Here is a 22,109-nt window from a genome sequence, read left to right as displayed (position 1 = left end):
TCACGTCAGCGTGAAGGTCAAGCCGATGGGGAGGAAGTAACGGTGCTGATCAGCGAACTCGCCGAGCTGACCGGGGTGAGCACGCGAGCGCTACGTCACTACGAGGACCGGGGACTTCTGGTCCCGGCTCGTGACAGCAGCGGGTACCGGAACTACACCGAGTCCGATGTCACCCGCGTAATGCAGATCAGGACGATGATCTCCGCCGGCTTGAACACCTCGACCATCGGGCAATACCTCGACTGCGCCCGCAGCGGCGAACACGGCACCACCCTGGAGATGTGCCCCGCCCTACGAGCCGAGCTGGTCGCCTTGGCCCGACGGCTCGACGCCAGACAAGCCGAACTCCGCGCCACGCAACGACGCTTGAGCGAGCTCACGTCCGCCTAGGGCCTCCGCTCCTCCTTCCACCCACACCCGCAGGTGGGAGGGGTGTGCGGCGTCCATGTGCACGGTGTTCGCGGCGATGGCGGTGCGGCGGGCGGCGGCTTCCGGTTCGGGCCGGTGTTGGTGTTGACGTCGAAGCGGGGGAAGTTGCTGGAGGAGATGTCGAGCCGGATGCGGTGGCCGGCGGCGAAGCGGTTCGCCGTGCCGGGGGCGGTGACCTCGATCTCGTACACCTGGCCCGGAGTGAGCGACTCCGGCTTCTCGTAGGAGCGGTGGAAGCGGCAGCGGACGATGCCCTCGGTGAGGTCCATGCCGCTCCTCGGCCGGGGACGGGACGGCCGCCTCGTCGGGCCCGCCTTCGGTGATGGCCTCGGGGGCGTGTCCGGAGCCGTCCCGCAACCGGGCCTGGGCGCTGCGCCATCCGCACCAGGGGCACCACTCATTCAGCAGTTGCTCGACGGGAACGCGCTTGTCGCACGCCGGGCAGGTCTCCTTCTCCTCGCGCGTCCGACGCCACGCGGCGGTCTCCGTGTCCGTGCCGGAGGGGAACTCCAGACCGTAACGGGCAGCCGTCTCGAACGAGGCCAGCACCGCGCGCAGGCGGATGCCCAGCAGTTCCACCCCGGCGACCGACACCATGATGTCCGCGTTCAGCACGAGGCCCTTGTCCAGCAGGGTGCTGAACGGACGCCCAAGGGAGGTGGCTCATGGTCGACAGATTCACCGACGGGCAGGGCCCGGGATGGGCAGGTCCCCATCCAAGAGGTGGTGTCCATTACCTCCGCTACCTGGCGTGGGACGCCGATCACCGACCTGTGGGAAGCCGGGGAGACGGTCGAGGACATCGCCTACGAGTTCGAAATGAGCGCTGAGCAGGTGGACGTGCGTCGCGGTGGCGGCGTCCAGACCAGGCCGCGCGTCAGACGTGGCCACCACACCACCCGGAGGCTTCACTCCGGGAGTCCTGCGGTGGCCACCACCGGCGCTGAAGGAAGCGCGGAGAGGGTTACAGCCCGATCGGGTTGAGGTAGGTGGCCGGGTGGGTGGCACCGTCCTGCTTGAGGATCTGGCCGCCGAACGGCCACTTCAGGGTGAAGTGCTCCGTCTCGTTCGGCGGGGTGACCAGGAACTTCGCCGGAACGAACTTCTCCTTCTGCGGCGTGGACCCGGCCACCGGGAGCAGGGTGATGCTGAAGTCCACCGTGTCCCCCTGCTCCAGGGTCATCTTCTCGGGGGTCTTGGAGGAGCGCGCCAGCGACCACGTGCCGTCGGTCTGCTGAGCGCCGACCATGTCGACACCGGCGAAGCCGGACAGGGTGCAGGTGCGATTGCTCTGGTTGGTGAACCAGATGTGCGCCTGGGTCTGCTTCTCGGTCTGCTCCATCTCCGGCCTCGCGTCCTCCCCCGTGGCGAAGCCGGCCTTCAGGTCGGCGGTGTGGCAGCGGGTCGGCGCGGCCTTGGCGGGGGCGGCCGAGGCCGGGATGGCGGTGGCGGCAGTGCCGGCGACGACGAGAGCCGCAAGGGCCACAGCGGTCAGCTTGCTCTTCATGATGTTCGGGGTTCCCCTCGCATACGAATCGGGGGCGCGAGATCAGTGCGCGCCTACGCAGCTGAAGATGTGCGATACCCGGGGGAGGTTCGGTGTGCCGGAGATTATTTTCTGTCCAACTCCCTAGTCCTTGCGGCCCGTTGCGGCGACCGTGACGCCGAGGCCGATCATCGTGAGGCCGCCGACGCCGCCGACCAGGGCGAGACGCTGCGGGGAGCGGGTGAACCAGCCGCGGGCGGTGGCGGCGGCCAGGCCCCAGACGCTGTCGGAGGCGAGGGCGATGGCGTTGAAGACCAGGCCGAGCAGCAGCATCTGGAGGGCCACGTGGCCCTGGTCGCGGTCGACGAACTGAGGGAGGACGGCGGCGAAGAAGACGATGGTCTTCGGGTTCGCCACGCCGACCGCGAACCCCTCCGCCAAGGTGCGCAGGCCGCCGTGGGCGGCGGGGCCGTCGCCGGTGAGTGCGGCGGGGAGGGTCCGGCGCCCGCGTATGGCCTTCACGCCCAGGTACACCAGGTACGCGGCGCCCGCCAGCTTGAGCGTCGTGAAGACGAGGACCGAGCGCTCCACGAGCGTCCCGACCCCGAGCGCCACGGCCAGGACGAGGGTGTACGCGCCGAGGGTGTTGCCGAGGACGGAGGTCAGGGCGGCGCGGCGGCCCTGCGCCAGCGCGCGTCCGATCACGAACAGCACGCTGGGGCCGGGGACCACGATCAGCAGCAGCGACATCGCCGCGAAGGCGGGCAGTCGGTCGGTGGGCGGCATACGGGTCAGCGTAGGGACGGACGCCGTTGCCGCCCAGCGATTAGTTCCGCGTGAGGTGCAGGCGCGGCCAGGCCGCGAGGTCGGTCAGGAGTTGCCGGTCGTGGGTGGCGACGATGACGGCGGCCGGTGTGCCCAGCAGGGCGGTGGTCAGTTCGTCGACGAGCACGGACGAGAGATGGTTGGTGGGCTCGTCGAAGATGATCAGGTGGGGGCGGGTGGCCAGGCACAGGGCCAGGTCGAGACGTCGCTGCTGGCCGAGCGACATGCGGGCCACCGGGGTGCGCATCGCCTCGCGGTCCAGCAGGCCGGTCGCGCCCAGGGATACGAGGTCGCGCTCGGGCACCGCGCCGTGGACCAGCAGGCGCCCCACATGCTCGTCGTACACCTGCCGGGCGGTGAACTCACCGGGCCAGGCCGGGACTTCCTGGGCGACCATGGCCGCCCGCGCACCGGGTAGGTGGCGCACCGTACCGCTCGTCGGGGTGAGGGCACCGGCGAGCGCCGACAGCAGGGTGGACTTGCCGGATCCGTTCTCGCCGGTGATGAGCAGCCGGTCGCCGCCGTCGATGTCGAGGGTGACGGGGCCGGTGAGCCGGCCGGTGACGCGCACGTCCCGCGCGCGGACCAGGGCCGAGCCGGTACGGGTGGCCAGATCGGGCCAGCGCAGCGACAGCGGCGGCTCGGGAACGGTGACGCGGTGCGCCTCCAGGGCCTCCCGCTCGCGGTGGAGCGCCTGCACGACGCCCGGCGCCCGGGACTGGCGCTGGTGCTTGCCGGTCCCCTTGTCGGGGCGCCAGCCGGACGTGAGCCGGTCGCGGGCCCGGTCGACCGCGAGGGTCAGGCGACGGTGTTCGGCCTGCTGTTCCTCGTGGTCCTGGACCCACCGCTCGCGGTCGCGGCGGCGGCCGTCCTGCCACGCGTCGTAGCCACCGGAGTAGAGGCGGGGGCGCCCGTCCTGGGTGGGGTCCAGGTCGAGGAACTCCCGCGCGACGTCGCGCAGCAGGGCGCGGTCATGGCTGACCAGGGCGACGCCCCCGCCGTGGCCGCGCAGCCGGTCGGTGAGGAAGGCCAGGCCGTCGGCGTCGAGGTGGTTGCTCGGCTCGTCGAGCAGCAGGAGGTCGTGCCGGGCGCCCAGCAGGCAGGCCAGCCGCACCCGGTAGCGCTGTCCCACCGACAGGGTGGCCAGCTCGCGGGTCCGGTCGGTGCACGCGTGCAGGGCCTCCAGGGCGATGTCGACGCGCCGTTCGGCGTCCCAGGCGTCCAGCCGCGTGGCGGCCTCCAGCGCGGAGGCGTACCGGTCGTCCGCCCCGTCGGCGCCCCGGGCGAGGTCGGCGGAGGCCAGGTCCAGGGCGCGCAGGGCCGCGTGGGCGCTGCGAAGTGCTTCGGCGGTCAGGATCCCGACGGTTTCGCCGGAGCGGGAGTGCAGGGCCTGCCGCGCGAGGCCGAAGGTGCCCGCCCGGTGCACCGTGCCGCTGTCGGGCGCGAGGAAACCGGCGAGCACATGCAGCAGCGTGGTCTTGCCTCGGCCGTTCTCGCCGACGACGGCCAGCCGGGAGCGGGCCGAGACGGTGACGGACACGCGCCGGAGGATATGCCGTGCGCCACGGGTGACGGTGACGTCATCGGCGCGCAGATGGGCGTTCGGGGGCAGGCTCGAAGAGCCCGCGGGGGGAAGGGATGACACAGGGTGCTCCGCAGCTCGGGATGGAGCCGGGCAGCAGAAAAGACGCCGCCCGGCGGAAGGCCGGAACGGCGGGCAGGGAGACGTGGATCCGCTCGGTGCGCCGCCGTCAGCGGCGGGTGCGGAGCCTCACGTACCACGTGGCTGTGAACATGGGGACGACGATACGGGGGAGGGCGCGGCGCGATCAAACGAAATACGCGCCGCTCCCCCTCGGTTGGCGCCTCAGCCGATGCGCTCCAGAACGATCGGTCGCGCCGTGAAGGCGGTGTCCGCCAGGGCGTAATCCGTGGCGCCGTCCAGGGCCTCCAAGGCGTACGCGAACGCCGAAGGGGTGTCCGTGTGGAGGGTCAGCAGGGGCTGCCCGGCCTTGACGTCGTCGCCCGGCTTGGCGTGGATCTCGATGCCCGCGCCCGCCTGCACCGGGTCCTCCTTACGGGCGCGCCCGGCGCCCAGCCGCCAGGCGGCGACACCGACCGCGTAGGCGTCGAGGCGGGTGAGGACGCCGCTGGACTCCGCGGTGACGACGTGCTGTTCGCGGGCCACCGGCAACGACGCGTCGGGGTCGCCGCCCTGCGCGGCGATCATGCGCCGCCAGTGGTCCATGGCGGTGCCGTCGGCGAGGGCCTTGGCGGGGTCGGCGTCGGGGAGACCGGCCGCGTCGAGCATCTCGCGGGCGAGGGCGAGGGTGAGTTCGACGACGTCGGCGGGGCCGCCGCCCGCCAGGACCTCGACGGATTCGCGGACTTCGAGCGCGTTGCCCGCGGTCAGCCCGAGCGGGGTGGCCATGTCGGTGAGCAGGGCGCTGGTGCGGACGCCGTGGTCGGTGCCGAGACCGACCATGGTGGTGGCCAGTTCGCGGGCGGAGTCGATGTCCTTCATGAAGGCGCCGGAGCCGACCTTGACGTCCAGCACCAGGGAGCCGGTGCCCTCGGCGATCTTCTTGGACATGATCGAGGAGGCGATGAGCGGGATCGACTCCACCGTGCCGGTGACGTCGCGCAGGGCGTAGAGCTTCTTGTCGGCGGGCGCGAGGCCGTCGCCCGCCGCGCAGATGACGGAGCCCACGGAGCGCAGCACGTCGAGCATGTCGTCGTTAGAGAGCGAGGCGCGCCAGCCGGGGATGGACTCCAGCTTGTCGAGGGTGCCGCCGGTGTGGCCGAGGCCCCGGCCGGAGAGCTGCGGTACGGCGGCCCCGCAGGCGGCGACCAGGGGCGCCAGCGGGAGGGTGATCTTGTCGCCGACGCCGCCCGTGGAGTGCTTGTCGGCCGTCGGGCGGGGCAGCGAGGAGAAGTCCATCCGCTCGCCGGAGGCGATCATCGCGGCGGTCCAGCGGGCGATCTCCGCGCGGTCCATGCCGCGCAGGAAGATCGCCATCGCGAGGGCGGACATCTGCTCGTGGGCGACCTCGCCGCGCGTATAGGCGTCGATGATCCAGTCGATCTGGGCGTCGCTCAGGCGGCCGCCGTCGCGCTTGGCTCGGATGACGGAGATGGCGTCCATGTGCGGAGGGGCCTTTCGTACGGGCGTGTCGCGGGGGGCGACGTGGTTACGGGGCGCTGATGCGGGCCAGGTCGGCCGGGCCGAACGCGTCCGGGAGGAGTTCGGCGAGCGGGCGGATGCCGGACGCCGTGTCCACCTGGAGTTCGGGGCCGCCGTGCTCCCACAGCAGCTGGCGGCAGCGGCCGCACGGCATCAGCACGGCCCCGTCACGGTCGCAGCAGGTGAAGGCGGTGAGGCGGCCGCCGCCGGTGGCGAAGAGGGCGGAGATCAGGCCGCACTCGGCGCACAGCGCGACGCCGTACGCCGCGTTCTCCACGTTGCAGCCGCTGACCGTGCGGCCGTCGTCGACGAGGGCGGCGGCGCCCACGGGGAAGCGGGAGTAGGGGGCGTAGGCCCGGGACATGGCGTCCCGGGCCGCGGTGCGCAGCGCCTCCCAGTCGGGAGCCGCCGCGGCGGGTGGTGTCATGTGCCCTGTCCCTTCCGGTAGGGCTTGTTGTTGGCCTTGGGCATCCGCAGCCGCTGCGCCGCGAGCCCCATGACCAGCAGGGTGACGATGTACGGGGTCGCCGGGACCAGGTCGTTGGCCACGGTCTCCGTCAGGGCGTACCACAGCACCAGCACGATCGCGGCGGCGCCGGACACCGCGCCCGCGACGTACCTCTTACGGTAGAGCCGCCAGCCCGCCAGGAGGGCGAGCCCGAGGGCCACCAGGAGCAGCAGCGCGTGGACGGTGGGGCCGCCGTTGCGCAGCTGGAGGGCGTCGGAGTAGCCGAAGAGGCCCGCGCCCATGGCGAGGCCGCCGGGCCGCCAGTTGCCGAAGAGCATGGCGGCGAGGCCGATGTAGCCGCGGCCACCGGTCTGGCCCTCGTTGTAGATGTGGGAGCGGACGAGGGCGAGGAAGACGCCGCCGAGTCCGGCGAGGCCGCCGGAGATGACGACGGCCGCGTACTTGTAGAGGTAGACGTTGACGCCGAGGGATTCGGCGGCGGTGGGGTTCTCGCCGCAGGACCGCAGCCGCAGCCCGAACGAGGTCTTCCACAGGACGAAGAAGGTGCCCGCGAAGAGCAGGATCGAGACGATGGTCAGCGCGGAGATGTCGGTGACCAGGCCCCCGAGCAGGCCCGCGAGGTCGGAGACCAGGAACCAGTGGTGGTTCTCGACGGTGGCCAGCCCGTCGGACAGGCCCGGCACGGTGAACGAGGCGATGTCGTCGACCTGCGGGGACTGCTTGGGGCTGCCGCCGAGGTCGGAGAGCGGTTCGAACCAGCGCTTGGCGAGGTAGGTGGTGGCGCCGAGCGCGAGGATGTTGATCGCGACACCGGAGATGATGTGGTCCACGCCGAAGGTGACGGTGGCGATCGCGTGCACCAGGCCGCCGACCGCGCCGCCGAGGACCCCGGCGAGGACGCCCACCCAGGGGTTGGTCTGGTAGCCCGCCCAGGCACCGAAGAAGGTGCCGAGGATCATCATGCCTTCGAGGCCGATGTTGACGACGCCCGCCCGCTCGGCCCACAGCCCGCCGAGGCCCGCGAGCCCGATGGGCACGGCCATGGAGAGGGCGGCGCCGATCTGGCCGGAGGAGGTGATGTTCTCGAAGGCGGACTGCTGCCCGCCGCCGGCCAGGGCGCGCAGCACGGACAGCGCGACCAGCGTCCCGGCGATGATCAGCAGCACCTTGGCGACGGACATCCGGGAGCCGGGCTTCTTCCCGGGCGCGGTGGTGTTCTTGGTGGCGGTAGCCGTGGCGCTCATACCGCCACCTCCTTCTTCTCGTCGTTCGTACGCGCCTGGGCGGCGAGTTCCGCGCCGACCCGCTGCTGCTGGCGCTTGAGCCCGTAGCGGCGCACCAGTTCGTACGCGATGACGACGCACAGGACGATCACGCCCTGCATGACGCCGACGATCTCCTTGTCGTAGCCCTCGAACTCCAGCCGGTTGGCGCCGCGCTCCAGGAAGCCCCACAGCACCGCGGCCAGCGCGATGCCGACCGGGTTGTTGCGGCCGAGGAGCGCGATGGCGATGCCGGTGAAGCCGATCCCGGCCGGGAAGTCGGAGGTGAACTGGTGGGTGTCGTTGAGCAGGGTGGGCATGCCGATGAGCCCGGCCATCGCGCCGGAGAGCAGCATGCTGGTGAGCACCATGCGCTTGACGTCCACGCCGCTCGCCTGGGCGGCGGACTCGGAGCGGCCCACCGCGCGCAAGTCGAAGCCGAAGCTGGTGCGGCCGAGGAGGAACCAGAACCCGGCCCCGGCGAGCGCGGCGACGACGATGAAGCCAAAGACGGGGTCGAGGTCGCCGCCCGCCGGGATGGTGAAGAAGTGGCTGGAGGAGGGCAGCGGGTCGGTGGCCACGATGTTGGTCTGCTTGTCGAGATCGGCCAGGCGGCCGTCCACCAGCAGATAGCTGATGAGGATGCCCGAGAGGGAGTTCAGCATGATCGTGCTGATCACCTCGCTGACCCCGCGGTAGACCTTGAGCAGTCCGGCGATGGACGCCCACATCGCGCCGACGAGCATGGCGACGAGGATGATCAGCGGGATCTGCACCAGGCCCGGCAGCTTGAGCGCCCCGCCGACGACGGCGGCGAAGAAGGCGGCGAGCCGGTACTGGCCGTCGACGCCGATGTTGAACAGGTTCATCCGGAAGCCGATGGCCACCGAGAGACCCGCCAGGTAGTACGTGGTCGCCTTGTTGAGGATGTAGACCTGGCTGTCCGCCTTGATGCCGTAGTCGAACATGATGCCGAAGGCGTCGAACGGCGCCTTGCCGGTGGCGGCCAGCACCAGGGCGGTCAGCAGGAACGCGGCGACGAGCGCGAGCAGCGGGGCCGCGACCGCGAGGAGCACCCGCTCCTTGTCGAACTTCTTCATCGGTCCTCTCCCCCGGCCGTCTCCGCCGCGGAGTGTTCCAGGTGGCCGGAGGCCGCGCCGGTCATGGCCGAGCCCAGCTCCTCCGGGGTGATCGTGGCGGGGTCGGCGTCGGCGACAAGGCGGCCCCGGTACATGACCCGCAGGGTGTCGGACAGGCCGATCAGTTCGTCCAGGTCGGCGGAGATCAGCAGGACGGCCAGGCCCTCGCGGCGCGCGGTGCGGATCTGGTCCCAGATCTGCGCCTGCGCGCCGACGTCCACGCCGCGCGTCGGATGCGCGGCGATGAGCAGCTTGGGGTGGTGGCTCATCTCGCGGCCGACGATCAGCTTCTGCTGGTTGCCGCCGGACAGCGAGGCCGCGGTGACCTCGATGCCGGGGGTGCGGACGTCATACGCGGCGACGATGCGCTCGGTGTCGCGGCGGGCGGCGGCCGGGTTGAGGAGGCCACCCTTGCTGTTGGGGGCCTCGGTGACATGGCCGAGGATGCGGTTCTCCCACAGCGGGGCCTCCAGCAGCAGGCCGTGCCGGTGGCGGTCCTCGGGGATGTAGCCGATGCCGTCCTCGCGCCGCTTGCGGGTGGGGGCGTGGGAGATGTCGGCGCCGTCGAGGGTGATGGTGCCCTCGTCGGGGTCGCGCATACCCATGATGGCCTCGACCAGTTCGGCCTGGCCGTTGCCCTCGACCCCGGCGATGCCGAGGACCTCGCCCTTGCGGATGGCGAAGCCGATGTCGTCCAGGACGGCCCGCTCGACGCCGTCCACATCGGTGGCGGTGAGCCGTACCCCGTGCAGCCGCAGCATCTCGGTGTCGGTGACGGTGGACTCGCGGGTCTCGGGCGAGGGCAGTTCGCTGCCGACCATCAGCTCGGCGAGCCGCCGCGGGTCGGTCTCGGAGGGGACGACCGAGGCCACCGTCGTACCGCGCCGGATGACGGTGATGTCGTCGGCCACGGAGAGGACTTCGCCCAGCTTGTGGGAGATGAACAGGACGGTCAGGCCCTCGGCCTTGAGGTCGCGGAGGTTGGCGAAGAGCGCGTCGACCTCCTGCGGGACGAGGACCGCGGTGGGCTCGTCGAGGATGAGGGTGCGGGCGCCCCGGTAGAGGACCTTCAGGATCTCCACGCGCTGGCGGTCCGCCACGCCCAGGTCCTCGACCAGGACATCGGGGCGGACGCCGAGGCCGTAGGCGTCGGAGATCTCCTTGATACGGGCGCGCGCCTTGCCACCGATGCCGTGCAGCTTCTCCGCGCCGAGGACGACGTTCTCCAGCACGGTGAAGTTGTCGGCGAGCATGAAGTGCTGGTGCACCATGCCCACGCCGCGGGATATGGCGTCCGCCGGGGAGTGCAGTTCCACGGGTGCGCCGTCGAGTTCGATGGTGCCCTCGTCGGGGCGCTGCATCCCGTAGAGGATCTTCATCAGGGTGGACTTACCCGCGCCGTTCTCGCCCACGAGGGCGTGCACGGTGCCGCGTCGCACGGTGATGTCGATGTCGTGGTTGGCGACGACTCCGGGGAACCGCTTGGTGATTCCGCGAAGTTGGACGGCGGTGTCCGTAACGTCACCGGCGGGGGCGCCCTTGGGTGGGCTGGCGGCTTTGATGGCGCACTCCTGAGGGGCGGGGCTGGAGAGGCAGGGGGCGCGCCCAAGAGCACGCCCCCGTCAGTTCCTCGGCTGCGAGGACCGATTACTTGTAGGTGTCCGCGACCTTGATCTTGCCGTCGACGATCTTCTTCTTGGCCGCCTCGATCTTCGGCTTGATGTCGTCGATGAAGCCGCCGGAGTAGGAGAGGCCGACGCCGCCGCGCTTGAGGTCGTAGGACTGCACGCCGCTCTCGGGCTTCTTGGTCTTCACGACGCTCTTGATGAAGTCGTAGACCGAACCGTCCACGTTCTTGACCATGGAGGTCAGGATCGAGTTCTTGTACTGGGCCAGACCCTTGTCGTAGTACTGGTCGCCGTCGACGCCGATCGACCAGGTGCCCTTCTTCTTGCCGGTCGCCTCGATGGCGCCCGCGCCGGAGCCACCGGCCGCGGAGAAGATCACGTCGGCCTTGTTGGAGAGCATGCCCTCGGCGATGTCCTTGCCGCGGTCCGGCATGCCGAAGCCCTTGGGCGAACCGACCTGGACCCACTGGACGTCGAGGGAGGCCTTGGGGTTGGTGTCCTTCAGGCCCTGCTGGAAGCCGCCCGCGAACTTCTTGATCAGCGCGCTGTCGGTGCCGCCGATGAAGCCGACCTTGTTGGTCTTCGTCTTGAGCCCGGCGGCGACCCCGGCGAGGTACGAGCCCTCGTGCTCGGCGGAGACCAGGCTCGCGACGTTCTTGGCGTCGACGACGGAGTCGACGATCGCGAAGTCGGTGTCGGGGTACTTCTTGGCGGCCTTGGTCAGCGAGGGGGTCCACGCGTAGCCGACGCCGACGACCGGGTTGTAGCCCGCCTCGGCGAGGCTGGCCAGCTTGTCGTAGCGGTCGGCGTCGGTGTCGCCGTCCTTCGCGGTCAGCTCCTTGCCCTTGACCTTGAAGTCCTTCCGGGCGCGGTCGTAGCCCTTGGCGGCGGAGTCGTTGAAGGAGTGGTCGCCGCGGCCGCCGACGTCGTAGGCGAGGCCGACGCCGGCATTCTTGCTTCCTTCTTCGGAACTGCTGCCACAGGCGGTGACGGACATTGCGAGAGCCGCGGTGGCAATGCCCGCGACAGCTATCGTGGATACCCGGCGCACGAGGGTCCCCTCTGAATCTCGAAGCGCCTCTCTGCGGCGCTGGCTCCGCCGCATCGTAACGCGCGTAGATTCCAGAAAAAGGCCCGCGCCGAAGCCGTTATCGGATCGTCGCGAACCTCTCGTAACAGCCTGGTCTACGGAACGTTTCGATCAAGCAAAGCGGCCGCGGTGAACAGCTCGACGCCCACCTCGATCGCGCCCTCGTCCACGTCGAAGTCGCCCGCGTGCAGATCGCGCCGGGTGGTGTCGCCTACCCTGCGCACGCCGAGCCGGGCCATCGCGCCGGGCACCTTCTCCAGGTACCAGGAGAAGTCCTCGCCGCCGAGGCTCTGTTCGGTGTCCTCGACCGCGTACGAGCCGCGGCGGGCCACCATCGCGTCGCGCAGCAGCTCGGTGGAGGTGTCCTCGTTGACCACGGGCGGGACGCCGCGGATGTAGTTGATCTCCGACTTGGCGCGGTGGAGGGTCGCGACCTCGTCGACCGCGGCGTGCACCAGGTCCGGGGCGGCGCGCCAGGCGGGCAGGTCCAGGCAGCGGACCGTGGCGGACAGCTCGGCGTGCTGCGGGATGACGTTGCAGGCGTGGCCGGACTGGACCCGGCCCCAGGTGACGGCGAGGCCGGAGCGGGCGTCGACCCGGCGGGCCAGCAGCGCGGGCACCTCGGTGATCACCTTGGCGGTCGCGGTGACCAGGTCGGTGGTGAGGTGGGGGCGGGCGGTGTGGCCGCCGGGGCCGTCGAGGGAGATCTCCAGCCGGTCGCAGGCCGAGGTGATGGGGCCGGTGCGCAGCCCGATCCGGCCGACCTCGACCTTGGGGTCGCAGTGCAGGGCGAGGATCCGGCCGACGCCGTCCAGGGCACCGCCCTCGATCGCGTCGGCGGCGCCACCCGGCAGGACCTCCTCGGCGGGCTGGAACAGCAGCCGCACCGGGCGCCGCAGCCGTCCCTCGCGGGCCAGCTCGGCGAGGACCAGACCGGCGCCGAGGACGACGGTGGTGTGGACGTCGTGGCCGCAGGCGTGCGCGCGGTCGGCGACGGTCGAGCGGTACGGGACGGTCTTGGTGTCCGGGATGGGCAGGGCGTCGATGTCGCCGCGGAGGGCCAGGGCCGGGAGGACCGCCGAGGGGCTGCCCCAGGGGCCGATGTCACAGATGAGGCCGGTGCCGCTGGGCAGGACGCGGGGTTCGAGGCCCGCCTTCTCCAGCCGCGCCTTGAGGGCTGCGGTGGTGCGGAACTCACAGTTCCCCAGCTCGGGGTGCATGTGCAAGTCCCGCCGGAAGGCGATCAGTTCGGCGCGCAGCTCATCGGGAAGCGCGCCGGGCAACCCTTTGTCGGCGGACGGTGTGGCAGCGGTCTCATCGAGGGACATCAATTGCTTCACCCAAGGAAGCGTAGAACGACCTTGGGGTGGAGCGAATGTCGATCAACAAAACTTCAACCCGTTCGGGGCGGGAAAGTACCCCGGGCGGTGCATGATCTCCCTAGTCAGGGGGTATAAGACACCGCTTCTCGGTGAGCGTGTGATCGTTTCGTGAGAAGCGCCACATGGGGGACCCGTCTCACGACGCGGTCACCGGGGCGCCGGGCGAGGCCGGGGGCGCGGCCGCCGGGTCCGGGCGGTCGGCGGGCGACGGCACGGAGCTGAGCCGGTGGACCTCCCGGGCGGTGCCGGTGACGCCCGACAGGAACCCCTGGGCGCGCGGGGACGCGTCGCTGGTCAGCCAGGCGGGGTCGACGTCGTACACGGCGACCTTCACCTCGGTGCCCGCGAGCGCGAGCGGCAGGGTGTGCACCACGGTGGACGGGAAGCTCACGATGGTGTGGCCGATGGGGCCGCGCCGCGCTATCAGCTCCAGCGGCAGGTCCGGCCGTACGATCTCCAGACCCACCTCGTGCGCGACCCGGCTGAGCTTCTCGGCGCTCTCCCGGCGGTGGGCGAAGTAGCGGGTCGCGCCGTGGGCCTCGGCCAGTCCGGCGACCGCCTCGAGGTAGCGCTCCAGGTCGACCACGCCGGTCTCGACCAGGGAGGTGCCGACCAGGTCGGTGCCGCGGGTGAGCCGGGGCGGGCCGAAGCGGGCCCGGGTCCAGGCGAAGTCGTTGGCGGTGACGGTGACCCCGGGGGGCGGTTCGACCGGCATCGAGCTGAACACCTCGACCCGGCGCTTCTGGCCCGGGGTGAGCCTGCGGCGCGCGGTGGCGGAGACCGGCGCGAACACCATGTCGCGCGCCCCGCGGCTGTTGCCGCGCCGGTGCCAGCGCTCCAGGCGCTCCCCCTTGGCCAGCTGGGAGATGAACTCCATGGTGGCCGTGCCGTCGTCCACCACGACCAGGTCCTTGGCCCGGGTGAGGGTCAGCAGCAGCTGGACGTAGCGGGAGAACGGGTCCCCGATCACGATCCGGCCGGCCCGGCGCAGCGGTCCGCGCAGCCCCCCGATGGTCTTCAACGGGGCGCCCGCCCCGCCCCGCGCGTTCTCCCAGCGCACCGTGATGCCCTCGTCGCGCGCCAGCTCGGCCATCCGGCGCAGCTGGCCGCGGGTCATCGGGTCGTGCGGGGAGAGCACGACGACGGTGAGATCGGCGGCCCGGCCGAGCGACGGCAGCGGGGACGGCTCGTCGTCGGAACCCGGAGGCCCCGGGGGCGCGGCCGGGCCCGGACCCGGGGCGCGCAGCGCGTCCGCGTACGCCCACTCCAGCACGTTGAGGAGCTGGACCGGACTTTCGACGAAGGCGAGCGTGGTGGTGGCCTTCGCGCCGTTCCCGGGCTGCGCCCCGTCCTCAGACATCGCACCGTCCACAGTTGCACCGTCCACAGACATCGCACCGTCCGAAGACATCACACCGTCCAAAGGCAGGGCCCGGAAGCGGCGGGTATCCCCCGAAAAGTCGAGGGATCCCGCCGCTTCCGGGCGTAGGCCGGTCCGACCGGCCAGTGGCATCACGGAGATGAGGCTCAGACCGCGACGGGCTCACGGTCGGCGGCCTCGGCCTCGGCGACCACACCGGAGACCCGGCGCAGCTTCTTCATCGGGCCCAGCTCGCTCTCGTAGACCTTCTTGACGCCGTCACCGAGCGACTCCTCGACCACGCGGATGTCACGCACCAGACGGGCGAGACCCTGCGGCTCGACGGAGGCGGCCTGGTCCGAGCCCCACATGGCGCGGTCCAGGGTGATGTGGCGCTCGACGAACGCGGCACCGAGCGCGACGGCGGCCAGCGTGGTCTGCAGACCGGTCTCGTGGCCGGAGTAGCCGATCGGCACGTTGGGGTACTCGGCCTGCAGCGTGTTGATCACGCGCAGGTTCAGCTCCTCGGCCTTGGCCGGGTACGTGGAGGTGGCGTGGCACAGCAGGATGTTGTCGCTGCCGAGCACCTCCACCGCGTGGCGGATCTGCTTCGGGGTGGACATGCCCGTCGACAGGATGATCGTGCGGCCGGTCGCCCGCAGGGCGCGCAGCAGCTCGTCGTCGGTCAGCGAGGCGGAGGCCACCTTGTGCGCCGGGACGTCGAACTTCTCCAGGAAGGCGACGGCCTCGGTGTCCCACGGGGAGGCGAACCAGTCGATGCCGCGCTTCTTGCAGTGCTCGGAGATGGCGGTGTACTCGTCCTCGCCGAACTCCACGCGGTGGCGGTAGTCGATGTAGGTCATCCGGCCCCAGGGGGTGTCCCGCTCGATGTCCCACTGGTCACGCGGGGTGCAGATCTCCGGGGTTCGCTTCTGGAACTTGACCGCGTCACAACCGGCGTCGGCGGCGGCGTCGATCAGCTTGAACGCGTTCTCCAGGTCGCCGTTGTGGTTGATGCCGATCTCACCGGTGACGTAGACCGGGTTGCCGGGGCCGGCGGTCTTCGCGCCGAGGGTGCGGAGGCGAGAGTTGGAGCTCACTTAAGACAGTTCCTTTCCGAGAATCCACGAGGCGATCTCGCGGATCGCGCCGTCACCACCGGGGGTGGAAGTGACCGCACGTGCAGCGCCGCGCACGACGTCGTGCGCACCTGCGACCGCCACGGGCCAGCCGACGAGGCCGAAGCACGGGAGGTCGTTGACGTCGTTGCCGACGTAGAGCACGCGCTCCGGCGCGATGCCCTGCTCCTCGCACCACTGCTTCAGTGCGAGATCTTTACGGTCGATGCCGTGGAGCACGGGGACCTGGAGCTTCCGGGCCCGTGCGGCGACGACCGGGTTCTTTTCCGTGGACAGGATCAGCAGCGCCAGCTCCGAGCGGCGCAGTGCGGCGATCCCGAGCCCGTCGCCGCGGTGCACGGAGACGAGTTCACGTCCTTCGGAATCGATCAGCACCCTGTCGTCGGTCTGGGTGCCGTCGAAGTCGAGTACCACCGCGTCGATGTCGTCGCGGGTGGGGAGGGCGCCCGGGCGCTCCGCGTCCAGCAGCGGGGCGAGGGCGCGGGCGCGGGCCAGGTCGTGCGGGTCGTCGACCTCCAGCACCCGGGCGGCGTCGGTGCGCACCAGCTCGGTGCGGCCGAAGAAGCGGTGCCCGGCCTCGCGGAAGCCGCGCGCGTCCATGGCGTAGGCGGCGCCGGTCTCCAGGAAGTCCTGGGGGCGGTCCTGGCGGCGCGGACGGTACGACTTGTCGTGGTTGACGCCGTCGCCGCCGTCCACCGCCGGGTCGTCGCCCTCGCGCCAGACGAAGCCGTGGAACGGGGCCACGGTCAGCGCGCTGTCCGCGCCCTGCTCGGCGACCGCGCCGGCCACTCCGTCGATGTCCTCGCGGGTGATGAACGGGCTGGTGCACTGCACCAGGAGCACGACGTCCACGGGGATGCCGTGCATCGCCTCGTACGCGTCCATCGCGTGGATGACCGCGGCCTCGCTGGTGGCGGTGTCGCCCGCGATGTCGTTCGGCCGCTGGATGACCACGGCGCCCGCGCCGCGCGCCGCGGCGGCGATGCCGGCGTCGTCGGTGGAGACGGCCACGTCGGTCACCAGGCGGGAGGCCCGGCACTCCGTGACGGCGCGGGCGACCAGCGGCACACCCCCGACGGCGGCGAGGTTCTTGGCGGGCACGCCCTTCGACCCGCCGCGGGCGGGGATCACGGCGAGCACACGGGGGCTCGATGCGGGCATGGCGGCTCCTTCGGGGGATTCGGACGTAACAGCGTTCACACCGCCGCCTTCGTTCGCTTCTCCGCCCGCGCGGCGCAGAGGCGCGGGCATCGCGGTCGTCTGCGGCCCGGCGGCCGCGCGCACGTCGCTCACAGCGCCTGTTTTGTTCGCTTCTCCGCCCGCGCGGCGCAGAGGCGCGGGCATCGCGGTCGTCTGCGGCCCGGCGGCCGCGCGTGCGTCGCTCACAGCTCCCCCATCCGCCGGATGACCGGGGCCACGCGCTGGACGCCATGCCGGTAGGCGCCGCGCGCCGCGTCCCGCATGGTGTTGCGTACGACCCGCCGCAATCCGCTGACCTCGGCCTCGTCCGCGCCGGCGGCGCCCGGGCGGGGCCGGCCGTCCGGCTCGAAGCCGTACCGTTCGAGGATCCGGGGCAGATAGCCGGGCGCGGTGGCCCGGGTGTAGTAGGGGGCGAGCGCCGGGAGGGTTTCGGCTGCGGCCAGGGCGGAGACCTTGTGCCGGGCGGCGTCGAACGCGGTCTCGTACGACCCGTCGGCGGCCACGCCCTGGCGGGCGAGCCACTCGGGGTCGGGCTCGGGCCGGTATCCGGCGTCCAGCTCGTCCCACGAGGCCAGACAGCCGGAGCCGAGGAAGTGGTGGTTGCCCAGCGGCTCGCGGATCCCGAGGTCGGTGAGGATCGCCGTCGGGATGGAGCGGTGCAGGGACTCCAGGGCGGCCGTGGAGCTGATGGTGACCAGCAGGTCGGTGGTGTCCAGGACCTCGCCCATGTTCCCGTACGCGAGGCGGAAGTTGGGCGGCAGCTGGTCGCCGAACTTGCTGATCAGCTTCTGGTACGGCAGTTCCTCGATGTGCGTGGTGTGCTCGCCCGGCTTGGAGCGCAGCTTCACCACGACCTCGCGGTCCGGGTGGCGGCGGGCGTGGTCGACGGCCCGGCGCAGCAGGTACGTACGGTCGGCACGGTTGTCCGGGACGGACGGCTGGACGGCGAAGACGACCGTGCCGCCGGGGTACTTCCGCTCCTGCCGGGCCTTCTCGTCGTAGCGGGCCCCGCCGAGGAAGGGGAGCGCGCATTCGGTGACACTGTCCCCGGAGGCGCCGACGCCGGTATAGACCTCGCGGAACCGGTCCGCGTCATGGCGCGAGTTGGCGAGCACCACATCGGCGCCGTGCCGCAGCAGCAGGCCGTCGGCGAGCTTCTCGTAGACGACGCCCACATAGCCGGTGACGATCACCGGGCGGCGGGTGGCGCCCTCCCAGGCGTGGGCGAGACCGTGCAGCATGGCCTGGACGCCGCCGCCCACCAGGGACAGCACGATCACGTCGTACCGCTCGCGGTCCATGGACCGTATGAACTCGATGCCCGTCACCTCGCGCAGCGAGTCCGTACGCACGCCGACCTCGGCCAGCTGCCGGACCGTCGGGGTGGCGCGGCCGCGCAACAGGTAGCCGTCCAGGCTCCGGCCTGAATCTGCCGAACCCGCTTCCGAGGAATCCGAGCTGTCCGGGACGAGGCGCTGCGCGGTGAGCGCGCCCCATTTCCACCGGGTGTCGGAGTCGGCGAGCACGGCTACTCGCACGGGGGATTTGATACGTGAGGGCACGTCGGAGACGCTAGGAAGGGATTCCGATTCACGGCCCAACGTAGGAGCAACAAAGGGTTAACAGCGCGTCGACGAATGGCGAATCGGCAGGCCGGAGCGGCTGGTTAACCGTTCCGACGTTCTTCGTTCACCTTGACGTACACCTACGGTCAAGACGAATGCCGCCCGGCGACCTAGCGTCACCCGCGTGGTTAAGCTCTCCGTCATCGTGCCGTTCTACAACGTGCAGACCTATGCCCCTGACACGCTCAGAAGTCTTCGTGCGAACGCGCGTGAGGACTTCGAATTCATTCTCGTCGACGACCATGCGACCGACGGGACACCGGAGATCCTCGAGCGCGCCGAACGCGAGCTTCCGGGGGCCGTCTACATCCGTCATGAACAGAACGGCGGGCTCGCCACCGCGCGCAACACCGGCCTGGACGCGGCCAACGGCGAGTACATCACCTTCCTCGACGGCGACGACTGGCTCGCCCCGGGGTACTACGAGCAGCTGCTCGCGGCCATAGAGGACCTGGGGTGCGACTTCGTCCGCACCGATCACGTCCAGTGCACCGGCCGCAAGCGCTCGGTCACCCGGGTGCCGCACGGCCTGCGGGACCACGTGATGAACCCGCGGGAGGTGATCCTGCCCGCCGACCGCTCCACCTCGGTCGACTACGCCTTCGCCTGGGCCGGCATGTACCACCGCCGGCTGCTCGACGAAGGGCTTCTCCACTTCACCCACGGGCTGCGCACTGCCGAGGACCGGCCCTGGATCTGGCGGCTGCACCGCGAGGCGCGCAACTTCGCCGTCCTCGGCACGCACGGCGTCTTCTACCGGCGGGGGGTCTCCTCCTCGCTCACCCAGATCGGCGATGTGCGGCAGCTCGACTTCATCCGCGCCTTCGATCAGGTCGTGGAGGAAACGGCGCGGGACCGCGACGCGGACACCCTGCTGCCCAAGGCCGTGCGCACCTACTGCGCGATCATTTCCCACCATCTCGGAAACATCGAGCGCTTCGAGCCGCAGGTGGCCCGCAAGCTCCGTTCGATGTCGGCGGCTGCGATGAAACGCATGCCCCAGGACGTATTGAAGGACGCGCTGGATTCCATGGACTACGAGCGTGCCGCGCGCCTGCGGCGAGTGAAGCGCCGCGCGGGTACGGAGGTGGCGGCCTGATGTCCGCGACCCTGACGACCCCGACGTACACCCCGCGCGGGGAACGCAAGCGCACCCAGATCTTCATGGCCTCCACGCTGTACGGGGCGGCCACCCTCGCCGCCGCGATCGACGCGGGCAGCGTCGGACCGGCCGACCGCAGACTGCTGCTGGTCAGCAACAACGCCGCGACGCCGGAGACCACGCCCGCCGTGGACGACATGCCGGGCTTCGAGCGGCTGCGGCCGCGCTTCGACCGGGTCCTGTCCTGGAACGAGACGATCAGCCCCTTCCACCCCGGCGGCTGGTCCCCGCGCCAGGACGACGCCCCGCTGTGGGAGCGCCATCTGCGGCTGCTGTGGAACCTGGGCGAGGACGACATCGAGCTGGTCCTGGAATCCATCCAGGTCAGCCCGGCGAGCGCCATCGCCCAGGTGTTCCAGGGCGCCCCCATCGACGTCTACGCCGACGGGCTGATGAGCTACGGCCCGACCCGTAACAAGCTCCACCCGCTGGTCGGCACCCGCATCCGCCGGCTGCTCCACCTCGAGCTGGTGCCGGGACTGAAGCCGCTGCTGCTCACCGAGTTCGACGTACCGGCCGAGGTGCTGCCCACCGAGACGTTCACCAAGGTGCTCGCCGAGATCGCCGAGGCCGCCCCGCGCACCGTCGCCTCGGCGACCGAGCGGATCGCCACCGGCAGCGGGCCCGCCCTGATGCTGGGTCAGTACCTGTCCGCGCTCGACATCCTCACTCCGGAGGAGGAGGAAGAGCTGCATGTGCGGATGCTGCGGGGCGCGGTCGCGCTCGGCCACCGCACCGTCGTCTTCAAACCGCACCCCACCGCCCCGGCGCGCTGGTCGCGGATGCTGGAGAAGAAGGCCGCCGAGCTGGGCGCCGAGCTGACCGTCATGGACACCCCGGTCCTCGCCGAGGTGCTCTACCAGCGGATGGAGCCGGGCCTGGTCATCGGCTGCTTCTCCACCGCGTTGCTCACCGCGAGCGTCTTCTACGGCCTTCCGGTGGCCCGGATCGGCACCGACACGCTGCTGGAACGGCTCACCCCGTACCAGAACAGCAACCGGATCCCGGTCACCATCGTCGACGCGCTGCTGCCGGACCTGGAGGACCACAGGGCGGTGGCCGCCGGTTCCGGCGCCGGTGCGGTGGACGAGCGGTCGGGCCAGAAGCTGACCGGTCTGGTCGCGGCCGTCGGCTTCTGCATGCAGGCGAAGATCTACCCCGGTCTGCGGCCCGCCGCGGAGCGCTACCTCGCCGCGCATCTGGACGCCCACACCTGGCGCTACTTCAAGCGCCGCCGCCTGACCGCGCTCGCCCTGCCCGGGGCGGTCCCCTCTCAGCTCGGCTTCATTCCGCGCAACGAGACGGTACGGCGGGTGGCCCGCCGGGCGCGGGCCCTGAAGAAGGCCGCGCTGAAGAAGACCGCGACCGGCTGACCCAGCCGACCATCCGTTTATGAGAAGGAGCAACGGCGTGACCGCCGACCACGGGGCAAGCCACATACGCACCGGCGCCTCGGGGGTGGCGTCATGACCGCGGGTGCACCGCCTGCCCCTGAAGCGGGCCCGATACCCCCGGCCACTGTCTCGGTCCCGTCCCAGCGCGAGCCGGGGCAGGCCGAACCGGGACGGGCCGAACCGGGGCAGGCCGAACCGGGACAGGGCCCGGGACAGCCGGTCCCGGGCCGCAAGGGGCAGCCGGTGCGGCTGCGCGCCCTGGACGGGCTGCGGCTGCTGGCCGCGCTCATGGTCGCCGCGTACCACTACGGCGGCCGCGACGGCGAGATCGCCCAGGCGTGGGGCGCCTCCCCGCGCGAGATCTTCCCGACCGTCTCGCCCTACTTCTCGTACGGCTGCCTGGGCGTCCAGATCTTCTTCATCATCAGCGGCTTCGTCATCTGCATGAGCGGCTGGGGACGCCCCCTACGGTCCTTCTTCGCCTCCCGCGTCTCCCGGCTCTTCCCCGCCTACTGGGCCGCGATCCTGCTGGTCACCGCCGTCTTCGCGCTCCCCTGGGTGACGTACGAGACGGTCTCCCCCAGCGACACCCTGGTCAACCTGACCATGCTCCAGCAACCGCTGGGCGCCGACCGGGTGCTGGGCGTGTGCTGGACCCTCTGGGCGGAGCTGCGCTTCTACGCCCTCTTCGCGCTCTTCGTCGTCCTGCCGGGCGCGAGCCGCCAGCGCGTGGTGCTGTTCTGCGCCGTATGGACCCTGGCCGCCGCCCTCACCGACGCGGCCGACCAGCCCCTCCTCGACCTCATCCTGATGCCGAACTACGCCCCGTACTTCATCGGCGGCATCGGCCTCTACCTGATCCACCGCTACGGCCACGACGCCACGGCCTGGGGCATCGTCGCCCTCAGCTTCCTCATCGGCCAGCACTACGCCGTCTCCGAGCTGTGGCACCGCCCCAACCCCGACTTCTTCTCCTACCGCTCGACCCTCGGCATCGTCGCGATCGTCGCCTTCGGCTACGTCGCCGTCGCCCTGGTCGCCCTCGGCAAGCTGAACTGGGCCAACTGGCGCTGGCTGACGGTCGCAGGCGCGCTGACGTACCCCTTCTACCTGGTCCACGAGCACCTGGGCTGGGTGGTCGTCCAGTACCTCCACCGCACCCTGGGCATCCCGGCGTATGGGACGTTCCCCCTCACCATCCTGCTGATGCTGACCCTGGCGTGGCTGCTCTACCGCTTCGTGGAACAGCGCCTCACCCCGGTGCTGAAGCGATCCCTCTCGGCAGCGCGCGTGCGCTGACCGCGCCGAGCCGCGAGCCGCGGCGGGCTTGCCGAA

19 protein-coding genes and 1 pseudogene are annotated in these 22,109 nt (G+C 71.1%); 4 read left to right on the top strand and 16 right to left on the bottom strand.

Going from position 1 to position 22,109, the window contains the following annotated elements; all coding sequences use genetic code 11:
* Nucleotides 1-42 precede the first annotated feature (42 nt).
* Complete coding sequence (locus ACH4SI_RS36375; RefSeq protein ID WP_398303520.1) at nt 43-390, top strand: MerR family transcriptional regulator; 348 nt, start codon at nt 43-45, stop codon at nt 388-390.
* Here the strand turns inward: ACH4SI_RS36375 and ACH4SI_RS36370 are convergent.
* The 16 genes and pseudogenes from ACH4SI_RS36370 to ACH4SI_RS36295 all read right to left on the bottom strand — a co-directional run bounded on the left by ACH4SI_RS36370 (nt 387) and on the right by ACH4SI_RS36295 (nt 18,155).
* Complete coding sequence (locus tag ACH4SI_RS36370; protein ID WP_398303518.1) at nt 387-698, bottom strand: CocE/NonD family hydrolase C-terminal non-catalytic domain-containing protein; 312 nt, start codon at nt 696-698, stop codon at nt 387-389. The genes ACH4SI_RS36375 and ACH4SI_RS36370 overlap by 4 nt on opposite strands.
* Before the next feature lie 283 nt (nt 699-981).
* A pseudogene (gene gvpJ / locus ACH4SI_RS36365) lies at nt 982-1,059 on the bottom strand (gas vesicle protein GvpJ); the annotation flags it as partial.
* 334 nt (nt 1,060-1,393) lie between these two features.
* Nucleotides 1,394-1,936 (bottom strand): DUF4232 domain-containing protein, encoded by a 543-nt coding sequence (locus tag ACH4SI_RS36360; RefSeq protein ID WP_398303516.1) that lies wholly within the window; start codon nt 1,934-1,936, stop codon nt 1,394-1,396.
* A 123-nt stretch (nt 1,937-2,059) separates the two neighbouring features.
* Nucleotides 2,060-2,701, bottom strand: coding sequence for a LysE family translocator (locus ACH4SI_RS36355; protein WP_398303514.1), 642 nt, complete (start codon nt 2,699-2,701; stop codon nt 2,060-2,062).
* 40 nt (nt 2,702-2,741) lie between these two features.
* On the bottom strand, nt 2,742-4,280 hold the full coding sequence (locus tag ACH4SI_RS36350) for an ATP-binding cassette domain-containing protein (RefSeq protein ID WP_398303512.1): 1,539 nt from the start codon (nt 4,278-4,280) through the stop codon (nt 2,742-2,744).
* A 327-nt stretch (nt 4,281-4,607) separates the two neighbouring features.
* Nucleotides 4,608-5,885, bottom strand: a complete 1,278-nt coding sequence (locus ACH4SI_RS36345) for a thymidine phosphorylase (RefSeq protein ID WP_398303510.1) — start codon at nt 5,883-5,885, stop codon at nt 4,608-4,610.
* 46 nt (nt 5,886-5,931) lie between these two features.
* Nucleotides 5,932-6,351, bottom strand: a complete 420-nt coding sequence (locus ACH4SI_RS36340; RefSeq protein ID WP_398303508.1) for a cytidine deaminase — start codon at nt 6,349-6,351, stop codon at nt 5,932-5,934.
* On the bottom strand, nt 6,348-7,637 hold the full coding sequence (locus ACH4SI_RS36335; RefSeq protein ID WP_398303506.1) for an ABC transporter permease: 1,290 nt from the start codon (nt 7,635-7,637) through the stop codon (nt 6,348-6,350). Before ACH4SI_RS36335 ends, ACH4SI_RS36340 begins: the two co-directional genes overlap by 4 nt.
* Nucleotides 7,634-8,755 carry an ABC transporter permease gene (locus ACH4SI_RS36330; RefSeq protein WP_398303504.1) on the bottom strand — a complete coding sequence of 374 codons (1,122 nt, stop codon included), beginning with the start codon at nt 8,753-8,755 and terminating at the stop codon, nt 7,634-7,636. Before ACH4SI_RS36330 ends, ACH4SI_RS36335 begins: the two co-directional genes overlap by 4 nt.
* Nucleotides 8,752-10,356: an ABC transporter ATP-binding protein gene (locus ACH4SI_RS36325; protein WP_398303633.1), complete on the bottom strand. Its 1,605-nt coding sequence runs from the start codon at nt 10,354-10,356 to the stop codon at nt 8,752-8,754. The genes ACH4SI_RS36330 and ACH4SI_RS36325 overlap by 4 nt, the downstream gene beginning before the upstream one ends.
* Nucleotides 10,357-10,441: 85 nt before the next feature.
* Entirely contained in the window at nt 10,442-11,473 is a 1,032-nt protein-coding gene (locus ACH4SI_RS36320) for a BMP family protein (RefSeq protein ID WP_398303502.1), read from the bottom strand.
* Between the two features lie 134 nt (nt 11,474-11,607).
* Complete coding sequence (locus ACH4SI_RS36315; protein ID WP_398303631.1) at nt 11,608-12,840, bottom strand: amidohydrolase; 1,233 nt, start codon at nt 12,838-12,840, stop codon at nt 11,608-11,610.
* Nucleotides 12,841-13,030: 190 nt separating this feature from the next.
* The gene (locus tag ACH4SI_RS36310; protein ID WP_398303500.1) at nt 13,031-14,254 is read right to left on the bottom strand and encodes a hypothetical protein; all 1,224 of its coding nucleotides are present in this window, start codon (nt 14,252-14,254) and stop codon (nt 13,031-13,033) included.
* 167 nt (nt 14,255-14,421) lie between these two features.
* The gene (locus ACH4SI_RS36305) at nt 14,422-15,354 is read right to left on the bottom strand and encodes an N-acetylneuraminate synthase family protein (RefSeq protein WP_398303498.1); all 933 of its coding nucleotides are present in this window, start codon (nt 15,352-15,354) and stop codon (nt 14,422-14,424) included.
* The gene (locus tag ACH4SI_RS36300) at nt 15,355-16,554 is read right to left on the bottom strand and encodes a cytidylyltransferase domain-containing protein (protein WP_398303496.1); all 1,200 of its coding nucleotides are present in this window, start codon (nt 16,552-16,554) and stop codon (nt 15,355-15,357) included.
* A gap of 221 nt (nt 16,555-16,775) precedes the next feature.
* Nucleotides 16,776-18,155, bottom strand: coding sequence for a DUF6716 putative glycosyltransferase (locus ACH4SI_RS36295; protein WP_398303494.1), 1,380 nt, complete (start codon nt 18,153-18,155; stop codon nt 16,776-16,778).
* A 187-nt stretch (nt 18,156-18,342) separates the two neighbouring features.
* Between ACH4SI_RS36295 and ACH4SI_RS36290 the strand changes: the two genes are divergently transcribed.
* From ACH4SI_RS36290 to ACH4SI_RS36280, 3 genes are all read left to right on the top strand, one after another.
* A complete protein-coding gene (locus ACH4SI_RS36290) occupies nt 18,343-19,317 on the top strand; it encodes a glycosyltransferase family 2 protein (protein ID WP_398303492.1) in 975 nt (324 codons plus the stop codon).
* The gene (locus ACH4SI_RS36285) at nt 19,317-20,753 is read left to right on the top strand and encodes a polysialyltransferase family glycosyltransferase (RefSeq protein ID WP_398303490.1); all 1,437 of its coding nucleotides are present in this window, start codon (nt 19,317-19,319) and stop codon (nt 20,751-20,753) included. Before ACH4SI_RS36290 ends, ACH4SI_RS36285 begins: the two co-directional genes overlap by 1 nt.
* 93 nt (nt 20,754-20,846) lie before the next feature.
* Nucleotides 20,847-22,073 carry an acyltransferase family protein gene (locus tag ACH4SI_RS36280; protein WP_398303488.1) on the top strand — a complete coding sequence of 409 codons (1,227 nt, stop codon included), beginning with the start codon at nt 20,847-20,849 and terminating at the stop codon, nt 22,071-22,073.
* Nucleotides 22,074-22,109: the final 36 nt, after the last annotated feature.

Origin of the sequence: Streptomyces sp. NPDC021212, from assembly GCF_044332925.1 — a bacterium.
GTDB lineage: Bacteria > Actinomycetota > Actinomycetes > Streptomycetales > Streptomycetaceae > Streptomyces.
The sequence above is the reverse complement of the archived record's forward strand: the minus strand, read 5'-3'. Positions and strand labels throughout refer to the sequence as shown.

Bases quoted from the DNA above. Each gene is read 5' to 3' on its own strand.
- ACH4SI_RS36335 (WP_398303506.1), bottom strand. From the start codon at position 7,637: ATGAGCGCCACGGCTACCGCCACCAAGAACACCACCGCGCCCGGGAAG.
- ACH4SI_RS36355 (WP_398303514.1), bottom strand. From the start codon at position 2,701: ATGCCGCCCACCGACCGACTGCCCGCCTTCGCGGCGATGTCGCTGCTG.
- ACH4SI_RS36345 (WP_398303510.1), bottom strand. From the start codon at position 5,885: ATGGACGCCATCTCCGTCATCCGAGCCAAGCGCGACGGCGGCCGCCTG.
- ACH4SI_RS36340 (WP_398303508.1), bottom strand. From the start codon at position 6,351: ATGACACCACCCGCCGCGGCGGCTCCCGACTGGGAGGCGCTGCGCACC.
- ACH4SI_RS36280 (WP_398303488.1), top strand. From the start codon at position 20,847: ATGACCGCGGGTGCACCGCCTGCCCCTGAAGCGGGCCCGATACCCCCG.
- ACH4SI_RS36310 (WP_398303500.1), bottom strand. From the start codon at position 14,254: ATGTCTGAGGACGGGGCGCAGCCCGGGAACGGCGCGAAGGCCACCACC.
- ACH4SI_RS36315 (WP_398303631.1), bottom strand. From the start codon at position 12,840: ATGTCCCTCGATGAGACCGCTGCCACACCGTCCGCCGACAAAGGGTTG.
- ACH4SI_RS36370 (WP_398303518.1), bottom strand. From the start codon at position 698: ATGGACCTCACCGAGGGCATCGTCCGCTGCCGCTTCCACCGCTCCTAC.
- ACH4SI_RS36285 (WP_398303490.1), top strand. From the start codon at position 19,317: ATGTCCGCGACCCTGACGACCCCGACGTACACCCCGCGCGGGGAACGC.
- ACH4SI_RS36300 (WP_398303496.1), bottom strand. From the start codon at position 16,554: ATGCCCGCATCGAGCCCCCGTGTGCTCGCCGTGATCCCCGCCCGCGGC.
- ACH4SI_RS36360 (WP_398303516.1), bottom strand. From the start codon at position 1,936: ATGAAGAGCAAGCTGACCGCTGTGGCCCTTGCGGCTCTCGTCGTCGCC.
- ACH4SI_RS36330 (WP_398303504.1), bottom strand. From the start codon at position 8,755: ATGAAGAAGTTCGACAAGGAGCGGGTGCTCCTCGCGGTCGCGGCCCCG.